Origin of the sequence: Sporosarcina sp. FSL K6-1522 (genome assembly GCF_038622445.1) — a bacterium.
GTDB lineage: Bacteria > Bacillota > Bacilli > Bacillales_A > Planococcaceae > Sporosarcina.
This window is the reverse complement of the sequence record NZ_CP152019.1, coordinates 3,859,967-3,881,601: the sequence shown is the minus strand read 5'-3', so window position 1 is coordinate 3,881,601 and position 21,635 is coordinate 3,859,967. Positions and strand designations below refer to the sequence as shown.

The 21,635-nt window shown below is 43.1% G+C and carries 26 protein-coding genes; 17 read left to right on the top strand and 9 right to left on the bottom strand.

Annotated features, from left to right (window positions below):
• Positions 1–133: 133 nt before the first annotated feature.
• On the bottom strand, positions 134–676 hold the full coding sequence (locus tag MKY34_RS19385) for an XRE family transcriptional regulator (RefSeq protein WP_342512751.1): 543 nt from the start codon (positions 674–676) through the stop codon (positions 134–136).
• A 234-nt stretch (positions 677–910) separates the two neighbouring features.
• Here MKY34_RS19385 and MKY34_RS19380 point away from each other — a divergent pair, with 234 nt between their 5' ends.
• The 4 genes from MKY34_RS19380 to MKY34_RS19365 all read left to right on the top strand — a co-directional run bounded on the left by MKY34_RS19380 (position 911) and on the right by MKY34_RS19365 (position 3,294).
• The gene (locus MKY34_RS19380) at positions 911–1,234 is read left to right on the top strand and encodes a hypothetical protein (protein ID WP_342512750.1); all 324 of its coding nucleotides are present in this window, start codon (positions 911–913) and stop codon (positions 1,232–1,234) included.
• 198 nt (positions 1,235–1,432) lie between these two features.
• The gene (locus MKY34_RS19375; RefSeq protein ID WP_342512749.1) at positions 1,433–1,975 is read left to right on the top strand and encodes a peroxiredoxin; all 543 of its coding nucleotides are present in this window, start codon (positions 1,433–1,435) and stop codon (positions 1,973–1,975) included.
• A 72-nt stretch (positions 1,976–2,047) separates the two neighbouring features.
• Positions 2,048–2,503 (top strand): TlpA disulfide reductase family protein, encoded by a 456-nt coding sequence (locus MKY34_RS19370; protein ID WP_342512748.1) that lies wholly within the window; start codon positions 2,048–2,050, stop codon positions 2,501–2,503.
• 131 nt (positions 2,504–2,634) lie between these two features.
• Positions 2,635–3,294, top strand: coding sequence for a TrkA family potassium uptake protein (locus MKY34_RS19365; protein ID WP_342512747.1), 660 nt, complete (start codon positions 2,635–2,637; stop codon positions 3,292–3,294).
• Between the two features lie 173 nt (positions 3,295–3,467).
• Here the strand turns inward: MKY34_RS19365 and MKY34_RS19360 are convergent, their stop codons facing one another.
• From MKY34_RS19360 to def, 3 genes are all read right to left on the bottom strand, one after another.
• Complete coding sequence (locus MKY34_RS19360) at positions 3,468–5,135, bottom strand: ribonuclease J (protein ID WP_342512746.1); 1,668 nt, start codon at positions 5,133–5,135, stop codon at positions 3,468–3,470.
• Between the two features lie 4 nt (positions 5,136–5,139).
• Positions 5,140–5,349, bottom strand: coding sequence for a DNA-directed RNA polymerase subunit epsilon (locus MKY34_RS19355; RefSeq protein WP_342512745.1), 210 nt, complete (start codon positions 5,347–5,349; stop codon positions 5,140–5,142).
• A gap of 424 nt (positions 5,350–5,773) precedes the next feature.
• Positions 5,774–6,331 carry a peptide deformylase gene (def, locus tag MKY34_RS19350; protein ID WP_342512744.1) on the bottom strand — a complete coding sequence of 186 codons (558 nt, stop codon included), beginning with the start codon at positions 6,329–6,331 and terminating at the stop codon, positions 5,774–5,776.
• Positions 6,332–6,471: 140 nt separating this feature from the next.
• On the opposite strand from def, the gene MKY34_RS19345 reads away from it, so the two are divergent.
• The 5 genes from MKY34_RS19345 (at position 6,472) to lpdA (ending at position 12,327) form a co-directional block, all read left to right on the top strand.
• Positions 6,472–7,101, top strand: a complete 630-nt coding sequence (locus MKY34_RS19345; protein WP_342512743.1) for a YkyA family protein — start codon at positions 6,472–6,474, stop codon at positions 7,099–7,101.
• Positions 7,102–7,458: 357 nt separating this feature from the next.
• Positions 7,459–8,574 carry a pyruvate dehydrogenase (acetyl-transferring) E1 component subunit alpha gene (pdhA, locus tag MKY34_RS19340; protein WP_342512742.1) on the top strand — a complete coding sequence of 372 codons (1,116 nt, stop codon included), beginning with the start codon at positions 7,459–7,461 and terminating at the stop codon, positions 8,572–8,574.
• A 3-nt stretch (positions 8,575–8,577) separates the two neighbouring features.
• Positions 8,578–9,555, top strand: a complete 978-nt coding sequence (locus MKY34_RS19335) for an alpha-ketoacid dehydrogenase subunit beta (protein WP_342512741.1) — start codon at positions 8,578–8,580, stop codon at positions 9,553–9,555.
• Between the two features lie 38 nt (positions 9,556–9,593).
• A complete protein-coding gene (locus MKY34_RS19330) occupies positions 9,594–10,910 on the top strand; it encodes a dihydrolipoamide acetyltransferase family protein (RefSeq protein WP_342512740.1) in 1,317 nt (438 codons plus the stop codon).
• Between the two features lie 4 nt (positions 10,911–10,914).
• Positions 10,915–12,327: a dihydrolipoyl dehydrogenase gene (gene lpdA, locus MKY34_RS19325; RefSeq protein WP_342512739.1), complete on the top strand. Its 1,413-nt coding sequence runs from the start codon at positions 10,915–10,917 to the stop codon at positions 12,325–12,327.
• 48 nt (positions 12,328–12,375) lie between these two features.
• Here lpdA and MKY34_RS19320 read toward each other — a convergent pair whose 3' ends face one another.
• Positions 12,376–12,654 (bottom strand): hypothetical protein, encoded by a 279-nt coding sequence (locus tag MKY34_RS19320; RefSeq protein ID WP_342512738.1) that lies wholly within the window; start codon positions 12,652–12,654, stop codon positions 12,376–12,378.
• Between the two features lie 160 nt (positions 12,655–12,814).
• Between MKY34_RS19320 and MKY34_RS19315 the strand changes: the two genes are divergently transcribed.
• On the top strand, positions 12,815–13,780 hold the full coding sequence (locus MKY34_RS19315; RefSeq protein WP_342512737.1) for a nitronate monooxygenase family protein: 966 nt from the start codon (positions 12,815–12,817) through the stop codon (positions 13,778–13,780).
• Positions 13,781–13,792: 12 nt separating this feature from the next.
• Positions 13,793–14,071, top strand: a complete 279-nt coding sequence (locus tag MKY34_RS19310) for a UPF0223 family protein (RefSeq protein ID WP_342512736.1) — start codon at positions 13,793–13,795, stop codon at positions 14,069–14,071.
• Positions 14,072–14,082: 11 nt separating this feature from the next.
• On the opposite strand, the gene MKY34_RS19305 is transcribed toward MKY34_RS19310, so the two are convergent.
• On the bottom strand, positions 14,083–14,715 hold the full coding sequence (locus tag MKY34_RS19305; protein WP_342512735.1) for a DUF1054 domain-containing protein: 633 nt from the start codon (positions 14,713–14,715) through the stop codon (positions 14,083–14,085).
• A 157-nt stretch (positions 14,716–14,872) separates the two neighbouring features.
• Between MKY34_RS19305 and MKY34_RS19300 the strand changes: the two genes are divergently transcribed.
• Together MKY34_RS19300 and MKY34_RS19295 are read left to right on the top strand one after the other, a co-directional pair.
• Positions 14,873–15,070 carry a hypothetical protein gene (locus tag MKY34_RS19300; RefSeq protein ID WP_342512734.1) on the top strand — a complete coding sequence of 66 codons (198 nt, stop codon included), beginning with the start codon at positions 14,873–14,875 and terminating at the stop codon, positions 15,068–15,070.
• A gap of 129 nt (positions 15,071–15,199) precedes the next feature.
• Positions 15,200–15,991: an inositol monophosphatase family protein gene (locus tag MKY34_RS19295; RefSeq protein ID WP_342512733.1), complete on the top strand. Its 792-nt coding sequence runs from the start codon at positions 15,200–15,202 to the stop codon at positions 15,989–15,991.
• A 73-nt stretch (positions 15,992–16,064) separates the two neighbouring features.
• Here MKY34_RS19295 and MKY34_RS19290 read toward each other — a convergent pair whose 3' ends face one another.
• A complete protein-coding gene (locus MKY34_RS19290) occupies positions 16,065–16,250 on the bottom strand; it encodes a YlaF family protein (RefSeq protein WP_342512732.1) in 186 nt (61 codons plus the stop codon).
• A gap of 274 nt (positions 16,251–16,524) precedes the next feature.
• Between MKY34_RS19290 and typA the strand changes: the two genes are divergently transcribed.
• The gene (gene typA, locus MKY34_RS19285; RefSeq protein WP_342512731.1) at positions 16,525–18,357 is read left to right on the top strand and encodes a translational GTPase TypA; all 1,833 of its coding nucleotides are present in this window, start codon (positions 16,525–16,527) and stop codon (positions 18,355–18,357) included.
• Positions 18,358–18,414: 57 nt separating this feature from the next.
• Positions 18,415–18,753 carry a YlaH-like family protein gene (locus tag MKY34_RS19280; protein WP_342512730.1) on the top strand — a complete coding sequence of 113 codons (339 nt, stop codon included), beginning with the start codon at positions 18,415–18,417 and terminating at the stop codon, positions 18,751–18,753.
• A gap of 138 nt (positions 18,754–18,891) precedes the next feature.
• On the opposite strand, the gene MKY34_RS19275 is transcribed toward MKY34_RS19280, so the two are convergent.
• Positions 18,892–19,095 carry a YlaI family protein gene (locus MKY34_RS19275; RefSeq protein ID WP_342512729.1) on the bottom strand — a complete coding sequence of 68 codons (204 nt, stop codon included), beginning with the start codon at positions 19,093–19,095 and terminating at the stop codon, positions 18,892–18,894.
• Positions 19,096–19,108: 13 nt separating this feature from the next.
• Entirely contained in the window at positions 19,109–19,609 is a 501-nt protein-coding gene (locus tag MKY34_RS19270) for a peptidyl-prolyl cis-trans isomerase (protein WP_342512728.1), read from the bottom strand.
• 495 nt (positions 19,610–20,104) lie between these two features.
• On the opposite strand from MKY34_RS19270, the gene MKY34_RS19265 reads away from it, so the two are divergent.
• Together MKY34_RS19265 and MKY34_RS19260 are read left to right on the top strand one after the other, a co-directional pair.
• Entirely contained in the window at positions 20,105–20,386 is a 282-nt protein-coding gene (locus MKY34_RS19265; protein WP_342512727.1) for a YlaN family protein, read from the top strand.
• A 58-nt stretch (positions 20,387–20,444) separates the two neighbouring features.
• Positions 20,445–21,608 carry an FtsW/RodA/SpoVE family cell cycle protein gene (locus MKY34_RS19260; protein ID WP_342512726.1) on the top strand — a complete coding sequence of 388 codons (1,164 nt, stop codon included), beginning with the start codon at positions 20,445–20,447 and terminating at the stop codon, positions 21,606–21,608.
• The last annotated feature ends 27 nt before the right edge of the window (positions 21,609–21,635 follow it).

Below are 21,635 nucleotides of genomic sequence, written 5' to 3'. Positions count from 1 at the left end.
GCCGACCGCGCAAAAATCTGTTCGAACCGCGCAAAGACTGCCGCCGACCGCGCAAAAGTCCGTTCGAACCGCGCAAAGACTGCCGCTGACCGCGCAAAAGTCTGTTTGAACCGCGCAAAGACTCCCTATGTCTTTACAAATACGATTCAGTGGCGACGAGAAGTAGTTCACTCGTTCCGCTATGCGCATTGGATAAGCGATGATGCTCTGAGGCATCGTAATAGGCAGCATCTCCTTGAGAGGCGCTGTACTGAGTATCTCCGATTTCAATCGTGATTTTGCCTTTTAAGACATAAATGAATGTTTCGGCCAGGGAAGGCTCAAATTTCTTGAATTCTCCATGCTTATGAAAAATGATATGAACGGGTTCCATCTCATTTTCATTGGACCTTGGTACGAGCCAACGAATACTGTATTGTAAGTCGTCATCCGTATAGATCGTTTGATCGTCAGTTGAATAGACAACTTTTACATTTTTCTTTGGTTCATCGAAAAACTCTTTTGGGGTTGTGCCCAGGACTTCTAAGAGTGCAAAAAGCGTTTCGATGGAAGGGGAGTTGAGATCACGTTCCAATTGTGAAATATGTCCCTTTGTCAAATCGGTGCGTTCACCAAGCTCTTCCTGCGTCAGTCCTTTTTTCAGTCGCAGGCTTTTAATTTTTCGTCCGATTTCCATGATATTCCTCCTCACCTGGATAGCTGGAAGTTTATTAATACTATACTCTAAGTTTACTAAAAACCTTTTTAATTATACGAAATATCTTCTAAAAATCAAGCATTATTTTTTTGGAAAAATAAATGGTCACTTGCAAGTAGATAAAAGGGGCCTATCTATAGAAGAAAGAGAGGTATCAGTAATTGAATTTTTGGCTTTTCATGGTACAATATAGCGAATAAAGGAGGGGTACGATTGGGCAATAAGAAAGTTTTTTTTATGGATCCAGATGAGCGTAAATGGACGATGGAAGACCTAGGGTTAAGTTGGGATATGATTGATGGTTTGCAAACAGATAGAAAAGCAATCGAAGGTACATTCCTCATGAATAATGGAAAAATCCGTAAATTACATGAATTAGCCAATCACTGTCGAGTTTGCCTCGACCCACTCGACTATAATGATGAACATGATTCCGTCTTTTGTCCGACATGCGACGAATGGCGAGAACCGTCATGCAGCGATCCGAATTGTGAGTATTGTTTAGCGAGGCCGGCAAAGCCTTCCAATTGCGACTAATGAAAGCGATATGACTAACTATCAATAGATAATATTTATAAAGAAACGACTTTTTTGTCATTAATTCGACAAAAAGTAATGAAAAATCTAAAATATCTGGCCGCTCTAATTGAAATAGGGTGGCCTATTTGCTATTCTAAGGAAGGATTGTGCCGGATGATGATTCGAGCACAAAAGATATTTTGGAGGGATTATTCAATGGCTGAACGTATGGTAGGTAAACAAGCTCCGGATTTTACAATGGACGCAGTATTAGCAGATAAATCATTTGGTAAAGTAAGCCTTGCAGAGAACATGAAAGAAGATAAATGGACAGTATTGTTCTTCTATCCAATGGATTTCACATTCGTATGCCCAACTGAAATTACAGCAATGTCTGACCGTTACGATGAGTTCGAAGACCTTGATGCAGAAATTATCGGTGTATCTACGGATACAATCCATACGCACCTAGCATGGATCAATACAGCTCGTAAAGACAATGGTCTTGAGCAACTGAAATATCCACTTGCAGCAGATACAAATCACCAAGTTTCACGTGAATACGGTGTGTTAATTGAAGAAGAAGGGATTGCACTACGCGGTCTATTCATCATCAACCCTGAAGGTGAACTACAATATCAAACTGTATTCCACAACAATATTGGTCGTGACGTGGATGAAACACTACGTGTACTTCAAGCGCTTCAAACTGGCGGACTTTGCCCAGCTAACTGGAGACCGGGTCAGAAGACACTATAATTTTTACCAATCCAAATCCCCACGCATATACTACGCAGTGGGGATTTTTTGAAAATTGAGGAGGAACTACGTATGAAATTACGCGAACAAATGCCTGAACTTGATGGTGCAACAGCATGGTTGAACGGAGAACAAACAAAAGCGCAATTAGTTGGAGAAAAGCCAACGCTTATCCACTTCTGGTCAGTGAGTTGCCATCTGTGTAAGGAAGCAATGCCGGAAGTCAATGCATTTAGAGACCGTTATAAAGAAGACTTAAATGTTGTCGCAGTCCATATGCCACGTTCTGAAGACGACTTAGATATGGAACAAATTACAGCTGTTGCAGCCGAGCATGACATTACGCAACCGATTTTTGTAGATAGTGAAGCGAAGCTAACGGACAAATTTGATAACCAGTATGTTCCGGCGTACTACGTGTTTGATAAAGATGGACAGCTTCGTCATTTCCAAGCAGGGGGCGGCGGCATGAAAATGCTTGAAAAGCGCGTCAATCGTGTGTTGGATGAAATGAAAAAAGAAGACTAATTTTCCGCCCGATTGCGCATTATTGGCAAATCGGGCTTTATTAAAGAGGAATGAAGTCTCCGGGTAGTCAAAGTGAGGGGAGGGTGTGGTACACTATTCGCATCCATTAAGCGGATTGGGGAGAGTTCTGTATGAAAAAAGAATTTGTTGTCATTGGGCTTGGCCGTTTTGGCGGTAGTATTGTGAGGGAATTGGTTGAACTTGGTGCGGATGTTATGGCAATCGATATTTCACCTGAACGGGTGGATGATTTTGCACAAATCGCAACGCAAGCAGTGGCGGCTGATACGACAGACGAGTCGGTTTTGCGCTCACTAGGTATTCGAAATTTTGAGCATGTTGTCATCGCAATCGGTGAGAATATCCAAGCAAGTATTTTGACGACGCTTATGTTAAAAGAAATTGGTGTCAAGAAGATTACTGTGAAGGCGCAAAATGATTATCATGCCAAAGTGTTGCAGAAGATTGGTGCGGATCATGTTGTCCATCCAGAGCGGGATATGGGGATTCGCATTGCGAATAATATGGTGTCGAATAATATTCTCGATTATCTGGAGCTATCGGATGAGTACTCAATCGTGGAAATTCAGGCCAATGAAAAGTTGGCTGGCTATACTTTGATTGACTTGAATATTCGAGCGAAGTTTGGGGTCAATATTGTTGCGATTAAACGCGGAAAACAAATTTTAGTGTCACCACAGGCGATCGAGAAAATTCAGCATGAAGATATTCTGATTGTGATTGGTTCAGATATAGACATTCACCGTTTTGAAAAGAAAGCTCTTCATTAAACTAAAAATCCCGTATTGCTTATGATGAATAAGCAGTACGGGATTTTCTTAATCAATTACGCCTCGGCGTAATTGCGTCCAGATTTTTTCAAGTTTACTAGAAAAGCTTCTCTAAAAATCTGTGACATCCGCCGGAGGCTTCAACTGGACTCGGCAGGAGCCAAGTTGGATTTTTATACTTCCATGATGACAGGGAGCACCATTGGTTTACGTTTTGTTTTGTCATATAGGTAAGGTCCTAAGACGTCTACGACTTCGCTTTTTAGTGCTGCGATGTCGTCTGGAGAATTGTTTAGTTTACGTTGCATTTGCTTAGATAGTACTTGTTGTGCTTCGTGAATCATTGTGCCTGATTCGCGCATATAGACAAAGCCGCGTGAAATGATATCAGGCCCGGAAACGATGCGATTGCGTTTTTTATCGACAGTTGCAACGACAATGACTAGTCCGTCCTCTGATAGGATTCTGCGATCTCGTAGTACGACATTACCGATGTCGCCGATTCCACTTCCATCAATGTAGACATCGCCAGAAGGAATACGTCCCGCAAGTCTTGCTTCGTCTTGTGTCAGTGCGAGTACGTCACCGTTGCCCATGATGAAAGTGTTTTCCCGCGGTACATCACAATCGACAGCGAGATTTGTATGCATTTTCTGCATCCGGTATTCACCGTGTATCGGCATGAAGAATTTCGGTTTGATCAATCGTAGCATCAGCTTTTGTTCTTCTTGTGAGCCATGTCCTGATGTATGGATATTATTCAAAGAGCCGTGTAATACTTCAGCGCCTGCACGGAACAATGCGTTGATTGCTTTGTTTACGCTAAGCGTATTTCCAGGGATTGGAGAAGATGAGAAAATGACCGTATCGCCAGGGTGAATTTGTACTTGGCGGTGGGTCCCGTTGGCAATACGTGAAAGTGCTGCCATCGGTTCTCCTTGGCTTCCTGTACAAAGAATCATGACTTCGTTTGCAGGGAGTCGATTAAGCGACTGGGTATCTACAAACAGTTCTTTCGGGGCGTTAATATACCCGAGTTCACGACCGATTGTAATTGCATTATCCATACTGCGTCCGAACACAGCGATTTTACGGCCAAACTGCTCAGCTGCTTCGATGACTTGCTGAAGTCTGTGGATATTCGAAGCGAACGTCGCAAAGATGATACGACCTTCTACTTTTCGGAAAATCTCATTCAGACTGTCGCCAACTTTACGTTCGGACATTGTGAAGTTTGGTACTTCAGCGTTTGTACTATCGGATAGTAAACAAAGCACACCGTCGCTACCAATCTTCGCCATTTTGGTTAAGTTTGCAGGTTCGCCAACAGGTGTGAAGTCAAACTTGAAATCCCCTGTGTGGACGATATTGCCAGATGGTGTTTTGACGACGACGCCAAATGCATCTGGAATACTATGTGTCGTGCGGAAAAACGACACGGACGTTTTACGAAACTTAATGACATCATCTTCATCGATGGGAATCATTTTTGTTGTGCGCAATAGCCCGTGTTCTTCCAATTTGTTTCGCAGTAGTCCCAGTGCAAGTTTTCCACCGTATACAGGAACGTTAATCTTCCTTAATAAGTAGGGGATTCCACCGATGTGGTCTTCGTGGCCATGTGTGACGAAAAGGCCTTTGATTTTATCGGCATTGCGTTCAAGGTACGTGTAATCCGGAATGACGTAATCGATTCCGAGTAACTCGTCTTCTGGGAATTTAATACCAGCGTCAATGAGGATAATCTCATCTTGGAATTGTACGCCGTATGTGTTTTTACCGATCTCGCCTAGTCCGCCTAATGCGAAAACCGCTGTTTCATTGTTTTTAATAGATTTCATAGTGTCAGACCTGCTCGAGCTTGAAAGAAGGTGCAGCTTGCTCGTGTTCAAGATGTTGCCCTTCAAGAAGTTGGATGTATTCAATATTGTACTGACGATCGCTCAACTTCTTGCGGACAGATCTTTCCGAGTCCGCTTCGACGTACATGCTTTGCGTATTTTCGCGGACGGGTACTTGAAGCATGTTTTCTTGGTAATAGACTTTGTAAATCATAATATGCTCTCCTTTTTACGTTCAGTTTGAACTCATTCTCTCTATAGTAGCACGACATTTATTTAAAATAAAGAAAAGCCCACCAATTATCATGGTGAGCTAGTATAATTAAGCGATTGTTTTTCTACCGAGTATGCCATTTAGCCGTTTCAACAGTTTCCGTTTTAGGCGTTTATACATGGCTATATCACTCCTCGGAGTAATTATATATCTTTCTGAACCTTCTGTCAAGTGGGGGGGGCGGCTGCTGCTAGATAAACTGAACTAAAGAATTCCACTAACAATGCTCGGCGATTGCGGATGCTCCCGCCATAAGTCAGGCAGAAAACCACTGCCAGTCTTACGGCTTCCGCGACCGCGTGTAAGGCACCTTTGCTGGAGATTAGTGAAAATCATCAACTCAACCTATACAGATAAAAAACGGTCAGTCGCGTTCGAATGGTATCGCATCGGGAATTTCTTTGTAAGGATTGTTTTTGTCAATATGGTCGTAAAACATGACGCCATTTAAATGATCGAGCTCATGTTGGAACACAATCGCAGGCAGTCCTTTTAATCGTTTTTTGAATTCATTGCCATCTGCGTCATACGCTTTGATGGTGATACGTGCGTAACGTGGTACATAGCCTTCGACATCGCGATCTACGGATAGGCAGCCTTCACCTGCTGAAAGATAAGTCTTTTCCACTGAGTGGCTGACAATTTTCGGGTTGATGGCTACAAAGCTCAACGGTTCACCACCTAGTTCAGTAAGGTGAATGGCAAACATTCTTTTGGATTCAGCAACTTGTGGAGCAGCAAGGCCCACTCCGGGGCGAAGACCGTATTGTTCGCAAAGCTCGGCATCTTGGCTATTGATAACGTATTCGATTAAATCCTCGCTCAGTTTACGATCAGCTAAGGATAGCGGGAATGTAACTTCCTCCGCAGCAATACGGAGTGCAGGGTGTCCTTCACGGACGATATTATCCATTAAAATCATCAAGTACTCTTCCTTTCAATTTTACGTATAATCAATAGTATAATCGAAAGGGAAAAAGGGTGAAAGAAATTAACTATATATACAAGGCGTAAGCGGATAAAAGTCTTTTAGACGAAGAAAATACATATGGAGGGTAACGTATGAAAAAATTCATGATGGCGTGTATATGCGGTGGAATGGTACTTTTGTCCGGATGCAGTTCTGAAGCATCGATTGAACAGGAACTTGCGGATGTTTTATCGGAAATTGAGAAGGCTGAAAAGGATTACCGCACCGCGCAGGCTAATTTGACGAAGTTGGAACGTTCGGAACAGCAACAGTTCAATGCACTTATGGAACTGACACAAGATGAGATGGAGCAGGTCGAAAAAAAGGTTGGAAAATTAGAAAAGTTTCTTCAAGAGCGACTCGGCGACCTTGAACAGGAAGAACTCGCCATGCGTAAGGCGAGCGAATCAGCGTCCGACTTAGATGCAATTATCGAAAAGGTACCAGAGGATGACAAGAAACGTGTCGAAGAAATGAAGAAAACGCTGATGAGTCGTTATGAACTGCATACATTCATTGTAGAAGAATATACGGAACTCGCTACGATTCAACAAAATTTTTATGAGCAAGTATCGACGGAAGGGATAACGTTATCCGAACTGCGGGATTTGGTGGATGAAGTGAATGTACAAAACAAAATTGTCCAAGAGGTTATTTCAGCGTTTAATGATGAAACGGATAGGGTAAATGGATTGAAGGATGCTTTATTTACAGCTGAATAGTAGGAAAAGTCATAATGATAAGGGGAGAGGAGGAATCGAATCTTCCCTTATTTTTATTCGGATGGACGGATGAGAAAAGTGCAAGCGCCTTGTAGCGAGAGTCAGGAGGAAGATCGGTTGAAAAAATCCGTATTTTCTGAACCCTTGAAAATGATGCTTTGTTATAATACAAGATTCGTATTGTATTAATACAGTTTTATGTGAAGAGGGTGATTCTGACAATTAAAAGGGTGCATGAAGACCTGAAATATCTATGTTTGACCATTCCGTTTAGATTCAGTATACTGAGAAGGGAATAGATTGTACCAATAGTTGTACCGTTGATTCATAATACAGTTATAAAGGAGAGTTGCCGAAATGGCTGCCAAAAAAGACAAGCAGTTCGATCCGGTGGAAACACTTCACGCGATTGAAGACCAGTTTGAAATGTTCCAAATCTTGAATGAAGAAGGCGAAATCGTCAATAAAGATGCAAATCCTAACTTATCTGATGAGGAACTCGTCGAATTAATGACGCGTATGGTATATACACGTATTTTGGACCAACGTTCAATTTCATTGAACCGTCAAGGGCGTTTAGGATTCTACGCACCGACAGCAGGACAAGAAGCATCACAACTTGCTTCGCACTTTGCACTTGAAAAAGAAGACTTTATTCTACCGGGATACCGTGATGTTCCACAAATGTTGTTCCACGGCTTACCGTTATCATTAGCATTCCTTTGGTCACGTGGCCACTACCAAGGTGGTTTCATTCCAGAAGGTGTGAACTTATTCCCGCCACAAATTATTATCGGTGCACAATATATTCAAGCAGCGGGGATTGCACTTGGATTCCAAAAACGCGGCACGAAAGCAGTTGCAATGACATATACAGGAGATGGCGGAACGTCACAAGGGGACTTCTATGAAGGCTTGAACTTCGCTGGAGCATACCGTTCACCTGCAATCTTCATCGTTCAAAATAACCAATACGCGATTTCAACACCACGCGAATTGCAAACAGCGGCTAAAACGCTTGCACAAAAAGGAATTGCAGCAGGTATTCCAAGTATCCTCGTAGATGGTATGGATCCGCTAGCTGTGTATGCGGTTACACGCGATGCACGTGAGCGCGCACTAAACGGCGAAGGCCCGACGCTTATCGAAACAATGTGTTACCGTTATGGACCACATACAATGGCTGGAGACGACCCAACACGTTACCGTACATCAGACACGGACAACGAGTGGGAAAAACGCGATCCGCTAATTCGCTTCCGTAAATACCTAGAAGTAAAAGGGATTTGGAACGAAGAAAAAGAAAACGAAGTAATTGAACGTGCTAAAGAAGAAATCAAAGAAGCGATTAAAGCGGCTGATGCAGCGCCGAAACAAAAAGTGACTGATTTCATCAAAATTATGCATAAAGGTGAACTACCTTATAACTTGCAAGAGCAACTTGCTATTTACACTGAAAAGGAGTCGAACTAACCGATGGCACAAATGACGATGATTCAAGCGATTACCGATGCGATGCGCACGGAGCTTAAAAATGATGAAAACGTCCTCGTCTTCGGTGAAGACGTTGGTAATAACGGCGGAGTATTCCGTGCTACAGAAGGCTTACAAAAAGAATTCGGTGAGGACCGTGTATTTGATACACCACTTGCAGAATCAGGAATTGGTGGACTAGCAATCGGACTTGCGTTCACAGGCTTCCGTCCAGTAATGGAAATTCAGTTCTTCGGTTTCATTTACGAAGTGATTGACTCGGTTAGTGGTCAGCTAGCACGTATGCAATTCCGTAGTGCAGGACGTTTCAATGCACCTGTTACGATTCGTTCACCATTCGGTGGAGGCGTTGCAACACCTGAAATGCACGCAGATAGCTTAGAAGGTCTTGTTGCTTCTCAGCCAGGTATCAAAGTAGTTATTCCTTCAACTCCATACGATGCAAAAGGACTTCTTATTTCTGCAATCCGGGACGAAGATCCGGTTGTTTTCCTTGAGCATATGAAATTGTACCGTTCATTCAGACAGGAAGTTCCTGAAGAAGAATATACAATTCCATTAGGTAAAGCAGACGTTAAACGTGAAGGAACAGATCTTTCCATCTTCACATACGGTGCAATGGTTCACGAAAGCTTGAAAGCGGCTGAAGAGCTTGAAAAAGAAGGTCACTCTGTTGAGGTAGTTGACCTACGTACAATTCAACCACTCGATATTGAAACAATTATTGCTTCAGTTGAAAAAACGAACCGTGCAATTGTTGTTCAAGAAGCACAAAAACAAGCAGGAATCGCAGCGAACGTTGTTTCTGAAATTACAGAGCGTGCAATTCTTAGCCTTGAAGCACCAGTATTGCGTGTTGCGGCTCCGGATACAATTTATCCATTCGCTCAAGGTGAAAATGCTTGGCTTCCAGATGCGAAAGACATTATTGAAACAGCTAAAAAAGTATTGACGTTCTAAGAAAATAGGAATTGTTAAATAAGGAAAGGGTGAATCGCGTGGCATTTGAATTCCGTTTACCAGATATCGGAGAAGGAATCCATGAAGGTGAAATCGTCAAATGGTTTGTAGCTAAAGGCGATAAAATCAATGAAGATGACACACTTCTTGAAATCCAGAACGATAAAGCAGTTGTAGAAATTCCTTCCCCGGTGACAGGGACTGTTGAAGATATTCTTGTTGCAGAAGGAACGGTTGCAATCGTAGGCGATGTATTAATTCGCTTTGATGCACCGGGTTATGAAAATACTGGAGGCGAGCCAGCTGCTGAAACAGAAGCGCCAGCGGTCAGCGAGCCGACTGAACAAGCGCCGGCGGCTTCTACACCGAGTACGCAAGAACAATCGGTTGTAGTAGAAGTGAATCGTCGCATTATTGCTATGCCATCTGTGCGTAAGTTTGCGCGTGAACAAGGCGTTGATATTCGTCAAGTAGCGGGGACAGGTAAAAACAACCGTGTCTTGAAAGAAGACATCAAGGCGTTCCTAAATGGTGGACAAGTACAAGAAGTAGCGCCAGTTGTAGCTGAAGAAGCTGAACAAGTAGCACAAACAGACAGTGCTCCACAAGAAGCAGCGGCTCCAGCACCAGCTCCAGTTTATCTTGAAGGCGATTTCCCAGAAACGCGTGAAAAGATGTCTGGAATCCGCAAAGCAATTGCGAAAGCGATGGTCAATTCGAAACAAACTGCACCACATGTTACATTACTAGACGAAGTAGATGTAACAGCACTTGTTGCGCATCGTAAAAAGTTCAAGGACATTGCAGCTGAAAAAGATATCAAGTTGACGTACTTACCGTACGTTGTCAAAGCACTTGTTTCTACGTTGCGTGAATTCCCAGCGTTGAACACGTCACTTGACGATGCAACACAGGAAATCATTCAAAAGCATTATTTCAATATTGGAATTGCTGCGGATACGGATCGTGGACTTCTCGTTCCGGTTATCAAGCACGCGGATCGCAAATCGATCTTCGCAATTTCCGATGAAATTAATAGCCTGGCAGTGAAAGCGCGTGACGGTAAATTATCACCTGCTGAAATGAAGGGCGCATCATGCTCCATCACGAATATTGGCTCTGCGGGTGGACAATGGTTTACACCAATTATCAACCATCCGGAAGTCGCAATTCTAGGAATTGGTCGCATTGCAGAAAAACCTATCGTAAAAAATGGTGAAATTGTAGCGGCACCTATGTTAGCATTGTCATTGGTATTCGATCACCGAGTAATCGATGGTGCGACGGGGCAACAAGCGTTGAATCATTTGAAGAAGTTGCTCGGCAATCCAGAATTATTATTAATGGAGGCGTGAACAAATGGTAGTAGGAGACTTTCCAATCGAAATTGATACACTCGTCGTAGGTTCAGGACCAGGAGGATATGTTGCGGCAATTCGCGCAGCACAATTGGGTCAAAAAGTAACAGTCGTTGAAAAAGGAACGATTGGTGGCGTGTGCTTAAACGTCGGATGTATTCCTTCGAAAGCGCTCATCGCTGTTGGACATCGTTACGCAAATGCTAAAAATTCCGATTCAATGGGGATTACGGCGACTGACGTGAAACTAGATTTCACAAAAGCGCAAGCGTTCAAAGATGGTGTTGTTAGCAAGTTGACTGGCGGCGTTTCAGGTCTTCTTAAAGGCAACAAAGTCGACTACGTTCAAGGTGAAGCATACTTCGTTGACAATAACACTGTACGTGTTATTAACGAAGATTCTGCACAAACATACAAGTTCAAAAACGCGATTTTGGCAACAGGCTCACGTCCAGTTGAAATCCCAACGTTCAAGTATACAAAACGTGTGATTAACTCAACAGGCGCATTGAACCTGACTGAAGTTCCAGGGAAACTTGTTGTGATCGGTGGCGGTTATATCGGTACTGAGCTAGGATCTGCTTATGCAAATCTTGGGTCAGAAGTAACAATCATCGAAGGCGGCAACGATATTCTTGCAGGTTTCGAAAAACAAATGACACAAATCGTCAAAAAAGGCTTGAAGAAAAAAGGTGTCGAAATTGCTGTTAAAGCATCTGCAAAAGGTGTCGAAGAAACAGATACTGGCGTAACAGTGACATACGAAGTTGGCGGAGAAGAGAAAAAAGTTGAAGCTGATTACGTACTTGTAACGGTTGGTCGTCGTCCGAATACGGATGAAATCGGTCTTGAAGAGATGGGCATCAAGTTCCTTGAGCGCGGTCTAATCGAGGTTGATAAACAATGCCGTACAAGCATTCCGAATATCTATGCAATCGGAGATATCGTTCCAGGACTTCAATTGGCGCATAAAGCTTCATACGAGGCGAAAGTGGCTGCTGAAGCGATTTCAGGTGAGAAATCTGAAGTGGATTACTTGGCGATTCCAGCTGTTTGCTTCACAGATCCAGAATTGGCATCTGTTGGTTTGAACGAACAACAAGCGAAAGACGAAGGCTACGAAGTTGTAGCAGGGAAATTCCCGTTTGCTGCAAACGGACGTGCACTTGCGCTTGATGCAACAGATGGCTTTGTTAAGCTTGTATCCCGTAAAGAAGATGGTCTTCTTCTTGGGGCACAAATCGTTGGTGAAAACGCATCTGATATGATCGCTGAACTTGGTCTTGCAGTTGAAGCGGGTATGACGCTTGAAGACATCGCAATGACAATTCACGCGCACCCTACATTGGGAGAAATCTCAATGGAAGCGGCTGAAGTTGCTTTAGGTAAGCCGATTCATATGGTTGTAAAGTAAGAGTTACAGTGTCTTAGAAGAACACCGTCTATCAGGCAGAGTGAATGCCTAATAGACGGTGTTTTGCTTTGGGGGTAGTTCATCTTCATTCAGCAAATCTTTTTGTACTGAAAGCGAAGCGTCAGCTACAGAAAACTCCCACCCCGATAGGTGGCGAGATGAATGCGGTTTTGTTTTACTGTTCAGTGGGTGTTCAAACGCCGGCTGAACGAAGAATGGAAGGCGACCTAAGTTCGCCGTGTCCAAAAAGCGGTGCCTTAATCTCTGCAAAGAACGCAAAAATATGGCCAATCGAACCCTTCGCTGTTCGATTGGCAACGGTTGCATGACCTACCTCCTGTAGGCCCCGAGCTCGAGAAAAATCCGGATGCAATTGCGCCGAGTCGTAATTGATTGTCATTAAACTACGTTTGAATCGCTCTTTTGTGAAGGGTTTCTAGTAGTCGATGAAGAAGAGAACTAGTGGAAATGTATGGGGGTGCTTTTTATGGAATGGAAGACAAGGGTAACGGAGCTACTTGGTATCGAGTATCCAATCATTCAAGGCGGATTGGCGTACCTTGCTTATGCAGAGCTCGCAGCAGCAGTTTCAGAAGCTGGTGGACTAGGACAAATTACAGCGATGAGCCTAGAGTCACCTGATGCATTGCGAGCGGAGATTCGTAAAGTGAAAGAGTTGACAGACAAGCCGTTTGGTGTGAATTTTGCAATTGGACAACACGGGCGTCCTTATGCGCATATGATTGAGGTAGCGATTGAAGAAGGTGTCAAAGTGATGTCGGTGACAGGAGGAAATCCTGCTCCGTTTTTTGATCAATTGGAAAATACGGATGTGAAGAAGCTCGTACTTGTTGCAGCGAAACGGCAAGCGCAGAAGGCTGAAGAGTTGGGGGCAGATGCTGTAATGGTCGTTGGACAAGAAGGTGGTGGACATCTTGGACGTGATGACGTCGGAACGATTGTCCTAGTGCCGCAAGTTGTCGATGCTGTATCGATTCCTGTCATCGCCTCTGGGGGAATTGGGGATGGCCGTGGTTGGATGGCTGCGCATGCGCTTGGTGCGGAAGGGATTGAGATGGGAACGCGCTTTATCGCGACGCAGGAGTGTGTTCACGCGTCAGAGGCCTATAAAGAGGCGCTTCTAACGAGTAGTGAGGCGGATACAACGGTTATTAAGCGTACGCTTGGGGCACCTGCCCGAGCGCTTACAGGTCGATGGACAGCGAAAATCCTTGAAATGGAAGCGGAAAAAGCGGATTACGAAGCGCTGAAAGATTTTATTAGTGGCAAAGCCAATCAACGTTTTATTTACGATGGCGATGTCGAGAATGGCTTTGGTTGGGCAGGACAAGTTGCGGGGATGATTGATGATGTCCCATCTGTTGAGGAATTGTTTGAGCGCATGGTGAAGGAAGCAGAACAAATTCGTGATGGTTGGAATTTTAAGCAGTAAGGAGAGAGTTTTGTGGATTATAATTATCCAATTCGACATGATTGGTCGACGGCTGAAATTATTGCTGTTTCCGCATTTTATGAAGCGGTAGAAAAAGCATACGAGTCAGGTATTGCGAGGGAAGAACTTATGCGAGCATATCGTGGGTTTAAAGTGGTAGTTCCTTCAATGGCGGAAGAAAAGACGTTGTTTAAGGAGTTTGAGGAAGCGAGTAGTTATGCTTGCTATCGTGTTGTGAAGGCGGCAAAAGAAGGAAATGATGGTGAAATGATAAAAGGGGCGCGGCGATAAGCCGCCCCCTTTTATTTATGATTTCCGATGATGATATCGTAAATCGGTAAAAGACTGTCAAAGGTTTCTTCTGCGTATGCGATGAATTCTTTTTCAGATAGTTGGATCGCATCTTGAGCAGCTAAATGACGTCCTACAAGAAATTCGGCTTTTTTAACCGTCTGCAGACGCCCTAACAGCTTTTCGAGTCCTGCTTCGCCGGCTTCACCAATTGCTGTCGCTTCGGGCTTCATATGATCGCCTGAGACGATGTATGTATCGGGGAGTGCGGTAAAGAGCGCGGAATGTTGCCCGAGTCGTTCAGCAATCCCTTTTTTATCCGGATTTTCATAAATTACCGCTAAAATGATGAATAGATGCGTGCCCCATAGGCCAATCTGAAAATGTGGCAATGCTTTATAACCTCGTTTGGCAGGTGCGAACGCGACCCAGCTGTCTCTTGGTGGATTCACCGTCCTTCTTGCATGTCTTGCTACATGTGGAAAAAATTCACCAGTTCCATGTGCGGAAAGCTGAGCGGCAAAATGATTGCCGAGAAAAGTGAATTTGGGTTGGATGATGCTTTGAAGTGCTTCCATTCGTTTTTCAAGTCCTTCGATTGAAAAAACAGCAAAATCATCTTTTTTCCAATAACTGTTTACCATTTTTATACCTCCAATTACTTATTCACGTTTATCGTAACAGAAAACGGGGAACAATCTTAGTAAGAAGGGCTATCGACTAGAGAAAAGTCGGTATGTGGCATACTTTAGTAATAATTAGCGGAATATTCAAATTAAATCCATAAAAGGGGTGTTGATGATGAAACAAGTGGTCCATGTTATACGGAAAGCCGATGTTGAAAAGGAATATGTGAAGCTGCTTTATCTTGAACTCGATTACGAATTAGCAACACTATTCGATGCGATTCAGGAGCAGGATGAAGAGCAACAAGCGAAAAGCCATCACAGACTGGCGGAGATCCACCGCGAGTTGGAGAGTATGAATGGTTTCGCATAATCGCAGTAGGTTGACCGAAAAGGGCATCTATACACGTTCTTCGTAAAACGGAGATTGTGTAATGGATGCCTTTTTCAGTTATTTCTGATATGTTATAATGAAATAAGAAACAGTGTTAGGGGTGGGACCATGAATTTGGAAGCTATTAATCGTTACGCAAAATCATTGATAAAAGAAGCGGGGCATCACATTCGAGCTTCATTTTCGGGCCGCATTGATATTGATACAAAATCGGGTGCTAATGATCTTGTGACAAATATTGATCGCGAAGTGGAGCAGTTTTTTATCAGCCGAATTAAACAGGATTTTCCGAATCATCGGGTGTTAGGAGAAGAAGGATTCGGTGATACAATCCAGTCGTTAGACGGAGTGGTTTGGATTGTAGATCCGATTGATGGGACGATGAATTTTATTCATCAAAAAAGAAATTTTGCTATTTCACTCGGGATATTTGTAGAAGGTGTTGGGATGCTTGGATACATATATGATGTGATGCGAGACGATTTATATGCTGCAACGAAAGGCGAGGGAGCTTATTGTAACGATGAGCGCTTGCCGCAGTTGGGGGCGATTCCGATTCGGGATGCAGTCGTTGGCATAAATGCTTGTTGGGTGGCACCTAATCGCTATATTCATCATGAACCGATTATCGAGCTTGTTCACCAATGTAGAGGAACGAGGTCTTATGGATCAGCCGCAATTGAACTTGCTTATGTATCCTCTGGAAGAATAGACGCGTACATGTCAACAAGGCTATCGCCATGGGATATTGCAGGTGGAATCATTATTGCACAGGAAGTTGGTGCAATTGCGACAAATATGAAGGGCGAGAAACCTAACCTTCTTGAGCAGGATACATTTATGGTGGCAAGGCCGGGGCTTCATGCCGATTTATTGGCACATCATGTTCGGTTGAAATGACGAAAGGGACAATTCGACAAATCCGATGTCTCGGATTAGACGAAAGTCCCTTTTAGTGATGCTGTTGGTGGAATTATAAGGCGCCTTGCTCGCGCATTTTCTTTTTTGTTTTAAAGCCGTTGCCCATAACAAGGACGAGTGCAAGCATAGCAAGGAGAGCTAAGGGGATACTACGCATAGCGACCGCGACGCCGATTCCGCACATAGAAAGGACCGCAAGTATGGAGTACAAAACAAAAATCCATTTAATATCTTTCAAAAAAATCCCTCCATCTAATTAAATACGCCTCGGCGTATTTATGTCCAGAATTTGAATTAAGCTTGTGGCCTACAGGAAGTAGGTCATGCAGTCGCGAACCTAGACTGCCCTCATTAACTCCTTTCAAATTCTGTGACATCCGCCGGAAGCTTTAATTTTATTTAGCAGAGGTTCTACCCACTGCTAAATAAAATTAAAAATATTTTTGTATTAGCGTTTCATGTGCTATAATAACACAGTTAATCATCTGAAAAAAGACTAATGGAGTGAAATCATGACTAAAGAGCGCAATGATTTACGTAACATAGCAATTATCGCACACGTCGACCATGGAAAAACGACGCTTGTCGATCAACTTTTGAAACAATCGGGCATTTTCCGTTCAAACGAACAAGTAGATGACCGTGCCATGGACTCGAACGAAATTGAACGCGAACGTGGAATTACAATCCTTGCCAAGAATACAGCAATTGAATACAAAGATACAAAAATCAACATTCTCGATACACCGGGTCACGCCGACTTTGGCGGTGAGGTAGAACGGATTTTGAAAATGGTTGACGGTGTTATTCTTGTTGTCGATTCATACGAAGGCTGTATGCCACAAACACGTTTTGTATTGAAAAAGGCACTTGAAGAAAACATTAAACCGATCGTTGTTGTGAATAAAATCGACCGCGAATTCGCACGTCCTGAAGAAGTTGTCGATGAAGTGCTTGAATTATTTATCGAATTGGATGCAAACGACGAACAATTGGATTTCCCAGTTGTCTATGCATCGGGCTTTAACGGAACAGCGAGCTTATCTCCAGATCCAGCGTCACAAGAAGATACGCTACGTGTGCTATATGACGCGATCATCGAGCATATTCCGGCACCGATTGATAACAGTGAAGAGCCGCTACAATTCCAAGTATCGTTACTTGACTACAGTGATTATGTTGGACGTATTGGTATTGGACGTGTTTTCCGCGGTACGATGAAGGTCGGCCAACAAGTTTCTGTTTTGAAACGTGACGGTTCTGTGAAGAACTTCCGTGTAACAAAAATGTCTGGATTCCTTGGCTTGAAACGTGTGGAGATTCAAGAAGCGAAAGCGGGCGACTTGATTGCCGTATCAGGTATGGAAAATATCGACGTAGGTGAAACGATTTGCCCGGTTGATCATCCAGAAGCACTTCCAGAATTGTTCATTGACGAGCCAACGCTTCAAATGACATTCCTTGTGAACAATAGCCCGTTTGCAGGTAAAGAAGGTAAATGGGTAACAGCTAGAAAAATTGAAGAACGTCTTGAGTCACAATTGCAAACAGACGTATCCCTTCGCGTAGATCCAACTGATTCACCAGATGCGTGGACAGTTTCAGGACGTGGAGAGCTTCACTTGTCGATTCTGATCGAAAACATGCGTCGTGAAGGATTCGAACTACAAGTTTCAAAGCCATCTGTTATCGTGAGAGAAATCGACGGTGTTCGTTGTGAGCCTGTTGAGCGTGTACAAATCGATATTCCAGAAGAGCATACAGGATCAGTGATCGAATCGATGGGTGAGCGTAAAGGCGAAATGATTGATATGGTTAACAATGGTAATGGACAAGTCCGTCTGACATTCAATGTCCCAGCTCGTGGCTTGATCGGTTATTCAACAGAATTCCTTACGTTGACAAGAGGTTATGGGATTTTGAACCATACATTCGATTCGTATAAGCCGATGTCGGCTGGTAAAGTGGGCGGTCGTAGAAATGGCGTTCTTGTCTCGATGGAGAACGGAACGGCTACGCCATACAGCATTATGCAGTTAGAAGACCGTGGTGTGATGTTCGTTGAAGCTGGAACGGGTATTTATGCTGGTATGATTGTTGGAGAAAACACGCGTGAAAATGACTTGACAATCAATTTAACAAAAGCAAAACAAGCGACGAATGTTCGTTCAGCGACGAAAGATCAAACGGTTACTACGAAAAAACCGCGTATCATGTCGCTTGAAGAAGCGTTACAGTATTTGGATGACGATGAGTACTGTGAAGTAACACCAGAATCGATTCGACTTCGTAAGAAGATTCTTGATAAGAATGAGCGTGAACGTGCTCAAAAGAAAGCGAAGTAAGTACTTGGTATATTCGGCGGATTTTGTCGAAATCCATTATAGAAAGGAATGTATTGAATGACTGCTAGTGTTGAGGAAACGGCACGCGTGATGGATCGAATGTCAGGCATTGCGAGAATGGTTTACGAAACGATGCCTTCTGACAAGGTGGCCGGTTACGTACTTTTAGCCCTAGTCTTCATCATGTCGGCAATTGTTTTTAAACTTGGATTTGCTAGGCAACTACCTCTTTTAAAAAATATAATCATTTATGCATTTTTGTTCATCGGTTGCTTAGTGTTGACGTTTTTAGCACTATTCCTTCCGATTGTGGAAGGGCTCATTGTTGCGGCTCTAATCTTAATCATCTACCGAGTTCGCAGAATGAATGAACATAAAGAAGACTCAATCGCTTGATGCGATTGAGTCTTCTTTTTTATTTATAAGAAACTATAAAATTCCCGTACTGTAGATAAGTAAGCATATAGAGATTTCGCGTCTAGGCTCCAGCCCCCGAACGGGCGCTTGCACTTTTTTACGTCTTATGTCTTAGATTTAAAAATCCTCTTCAACGGGATGAGAGCTCCGGTGAAAAACAAAGTTGCCTGTTGCGATGCGAGCAATCGTTTTATCTGCGATGCGTTCGTTACATTGTTCGCACATATACGTACAAATTTGACGATTCCTTAGCTTTTTGGCTAAAGGGGCATCGTCTGGAAGTTGTCCAATTTCGTCACAGATGACACATTTGACACGCATTCGATCTACTCCTTTAGACGACTTTGATCCCAATGATATTACGAATCGGGTTGTCGATATTCGAACCGTCTTTGAAGAGGAGATGAGCAGGGCCGTCCTCAAGAAGCGGTTTTCCTTCGTCACTAAATTTGAAAATGAAATCCTCAGCTTGTGCAAGTGGGAAGGTATGAACTTCTCCACCTAATGTTTCGAATGATAGCGTTCGTGCATCTGTCCCAGGTTGTGCAGTGTTTAAGAAATGATGCAATGCAATTCCGAAAGTCCCTGTTAATACTTTTGTGCGCTCATAGGTCTTTTCGGTTTTCAATGTCGGCGGGAAAGTGGCCCCCTCCATGATTTCGCGTGACCAATGCTTGCCCATTTCTTTTTTATATTCTTCGAGGTCGTCCTTTTCGATGTGTTCCTCGGTGAAGAATGTTTTTAAATCGATGCGGCGGTCGTCAAAAATCCACACGCCTGGATCTAATGTAATTGCGTATTGTACGTTTCCAGTAATCGGAATGATTGCTTCCAAATGTATATCCCCCTATCAATTATGCCTTGGCGTAATTGCGTCCAAATTTTTTCGAGCGAGCTTTCGTCTAGACTTCGAATGCCAGCCCCTCGGGGCGTTTCGGTCTTTCCGAAAAGGCGGAAATCATGCCTTTTGCGGCAAGCCCTCCAACGCCTGTCAGGGCTAAGCGGCATTTTTCGCTTTTGAAAAAAGCACCCCTAAAAAATCTGTGACATCCGCCGGAGGCTTTATCTTGATTCAGCGGGTGTTTGAACACCTACTAAAAGAAAAAACAAAACAGGCATTCATCTCCCAATCTATATGGGAGGGAGTCTCCTGCTGAATCGAGATAAAATAAACTTTACATATTAGTATAACGCTTTGGTGCTTGGGGGAAAAGCATTTGATTTTCCGGCTAAGTATAATTAGAGGGAAACGCTTGCAATTTCTCGATTCAAAAGATACAATTTATTCATAATCACCGTTGAGAAATAAAAGGTTGATGGGGGAGTCCTCATGGATATAGAATTGCAAGAGACATATAAAGAAAAAGCATTACAGCAATTACAGGCAGATGCCAATAAGATTGCGCAGCTCATTAAAGTGCAGATGGATCATTTGACGATGCCGCAGTGTCCACTCTATGAGGAAGTATTGGATACGCAAATGTATGGGTTATCCCGTGAAATTGATTTCGCGGTAAAACTAGACTTAATCGATCGTCAGAAGGGCAATGAAATCCTGTCTCTACTCGAGAAGGAAATGACTGTCCTGCACGAATTATATACAAAAAAATAAGCCGAAGACTCAAACTCGTCCAAAGTTTGAGTTTTTTATTTAAAAAAGAGGTAATATTATGAAGGTTTATACGAAACGATTTTTACGTTATTTTGATTTCCCGCTTTTTTTCGTCTACTTACTGCTCAGTTTGTTTGGGCTTGTGATGATCTATAGTTCAAGTATGGTTGCCGCTGTAGGCAGATATGATTATCCTGCGAATTATTTTTTTGACAAGCAACTATTAAATTTAAAGATTGCCATTCCTGCATTTTTTTTAGCAGCTTTTTTCCCATATAAAAACTATAAACGCAAAAAAATAATGATTGTTGCTGTCCTTAGCATGCTTACGTTGCTAGTGCTTGTCCATTTTATTGGAACAGGTGAACATGTAGGTGCGCAAAGTTGGATTCGGCTTCCTATCGGTAATATTCAGCCGTCTGAAGTAGCCAAGCTGGTGATGGTTGTGTATTTTGCGGGTGTTTTTGCGAAAAAATATGAGGCGGGCACGCTTGACAATATTAACCAGTCGATTGGACCACCTGTTGCAATCCTTGCCATCGCGGTTGGCTCGATTATGATGGAGACAGATATTGGTACTTCGTTTATTATTGTTGTTGGCGCATTGTCAGTCTTAGCGGCAAGTGGTATTAAGAGAGGTACCTTCTTAAAATTATGTGGCTATATTTTTGCCTGTCTTGCGCTCGTTGCTGTTGTCCTTTATTTTGGGTGGGATACAATCATGACAGACGGTAGGCAAGGACGTATTCTGTCCTTTTTGAATCCATTTGATTATGCGCAAGGCTCAGGTTATCAGATTGCTAACGGCTATATTGCGATTGGGACGGGCGGACTATTCGGTCTTGGACTTGGTAACTCCATTCAAAAGATGGGGTATTTACCTGAACCTCAAACAGACGTAATTATGGCAGTCATTTCAGAAGAGTTAGGCGTATTCGGGACAATCATTGTCGTTGGGGGTCTTGGCTTTATCGTTTTACGCGCATTCACAATTGCGCTTAGGGCGAAAGATCCGCATGCACGGATGCTTGCAGCTGGAATTGGGAGTATTATAGGTATTCAAACTTTTGTGAATTTGGGCGGTCTGACGGGATTGATACCGCTTACAGGAGTACCGTTGCCGTTTATTAGCTATGGCGGAACTTCTATTATTCTGTTATCTTTGTCTTTAGGAATATTGATGAACGTGTCAATGTTCGTAAAATATGAAAAAAACAAATAGAATTTAAAAGAAAAGGAAGTGCCTAGT

What these genes read in the sequence shown, in the direction of transcription:
- MKY34_RS19385 (WP_342512751.1), bottom strand. Translation starts at nt 676, where the DNA reads ATGGAAATCGGACGAAAAATTAAAAGCCTGCGACTGAAAAAAGGACTG.
- MKY34_RS19375 (WP_342512749.1), top strand. Translation starts at nt 1,433, where the DNA reads ATGGCTGAACGTATGGTAGGTAAACAAGCTCCGGATTTTACAATGGAC.
- MKY34_RS19370 (WP_342512748.1), top strand. Translation starts at nt 2,048, where the DNA reads ATGAAATTACGCGAACAAATGCCTGAACTTGATGGTGCAACAGCATGG.
- MKY34_RS19365 (WP_342512747.1), top strand. Translation starts at nt 2,635, where the DNA reads ATGAAAAAAGAATTTGTTGTCATTGGGCTTGGCCGTTTTGGCGGTAGT.
- MKY34_RS19360 (WP_342512746.1), bottom strand. Translation starts at nt 5,135, where the DNA reads ATGAAATCTATTAAAAACAATGAAACAGCGGTTTTCGCATTAGGCGGA.
- MKY34_RS19355 (WP_342512745.1), bottom strand. Translation starts at nt 5,349, where the DNA reads ATGATTTACAAAGTCTATTACCAAGAAAACATGCTTCAAGTACCCGTC.
- def (WP_342512744.1), bottom strand. Translation starts at nt 6,331, where the DNA reads ATGATTTTAATGGATAATATCGTCCGTGAAGGACACCCTGCACTCCGT.
- MKY34_RS19345 (WP_342512743.1), top strand. Translation starts at nt 6,472, where the DNA reads ATGAAAAAATTCATGATGGCGTGTATATGCGGTGGAATGGTACTTTTG.
- pdhA (WP_342512742.1), top strand. Translation starts at nt 7,459, where the DNA reads ATGGCTGCCAAAAAAGACAAGCAGTTCGATCCGGTGGAAACACTTCAC.
- MKY34_RS19335 (WP_342512741.1), top strand. Translation starts at nt 8,578, where the DNA reads ATGGCACAAATGACGATGATTCAAGCGATTACCGATGCGATGCGCACG.
- lpdA (WP_342512739.1), top strand. Translation starts at nt 10,915, where the DNA reads ATGGTAGTAGGAGACTTTCCAATCGAAATTGATACACTCGTCGTAGGT.
- MKY34_RS19320 (WP_342512738.1), bottom strand. Translation starts at nt 12,654, where the DNA reads ATGCAACCGTTGCCAATCGAACAGCGAAGGGTTCGATTGGCCATATTT.
- MKY34_RS19315 (WP_342512737.1), top strand. Translation starts at nt 12,815, where the DNA reads ATGGAATGGAAGACAAGGGTAACGGAGCTACTTGGTATCGAGTATCCA.
- MKY34_RS19305 (WP_342512735.1), bottom strand. Translation starts at nt 14,715, where the DNA reads ATGGTAAACAGTTATTGGAAAAAAGATGATTTTGCTGTTTTTTCAATC.
- MKY34_RS19300 (WP_342512734.1), top strand. Translation starts at nt 14,873, where the DNA reads ATGAAACAAGTGGTCCATGTTATACGGAAAGCCGATGTTGAAAAGGAA.
- MKY34_RS19295 (WP_342512733.1), top strand. Translation starts at nt 15,200, where the DNA reads ATGAATTTGGAAGCTATTAATCGTTACGCAAAATCATTGATAAAAGAA.
- typA (WP_342512731.1), top strand. Translation starts at nt 16,525, where the DNA reads ATGACTAAAGAGCGCAATGATTTACGTAACATAGCAATTATCGCACAC.
- MKY34_RS19280 (WP_342512730.1), top strand. Translation starts at nt 18,415, where the DNA reads ATGACTGCTAGTGTTGAGGAAACGGCACGCGTGATGGATCGAATGTCA.
- MKY34_RS19275 (WP_342512729.1), bottom strand. Translation starts at nt 19,095, where the DNA reads ATGCGTGTCAAATGTGTCATCTGTGACGAAATTGGACAACTTCCAGAC.
- MKY34_RS19265 (WP_342512727.1), top strand. Translation starts at nt 20,105, where the DNA reads ATGGATATAGAATTGCAAGAGACATATAAAGAAAAAGCATTACAGCAA.
- MKY34_RS19260 (WP_342512726.1), top strand. Translation starts at nt 20,445, where the DNA reads ATGAAGGTTTATACGAAACGATTTTTACGTTATTTTGATTTCCCGCTT.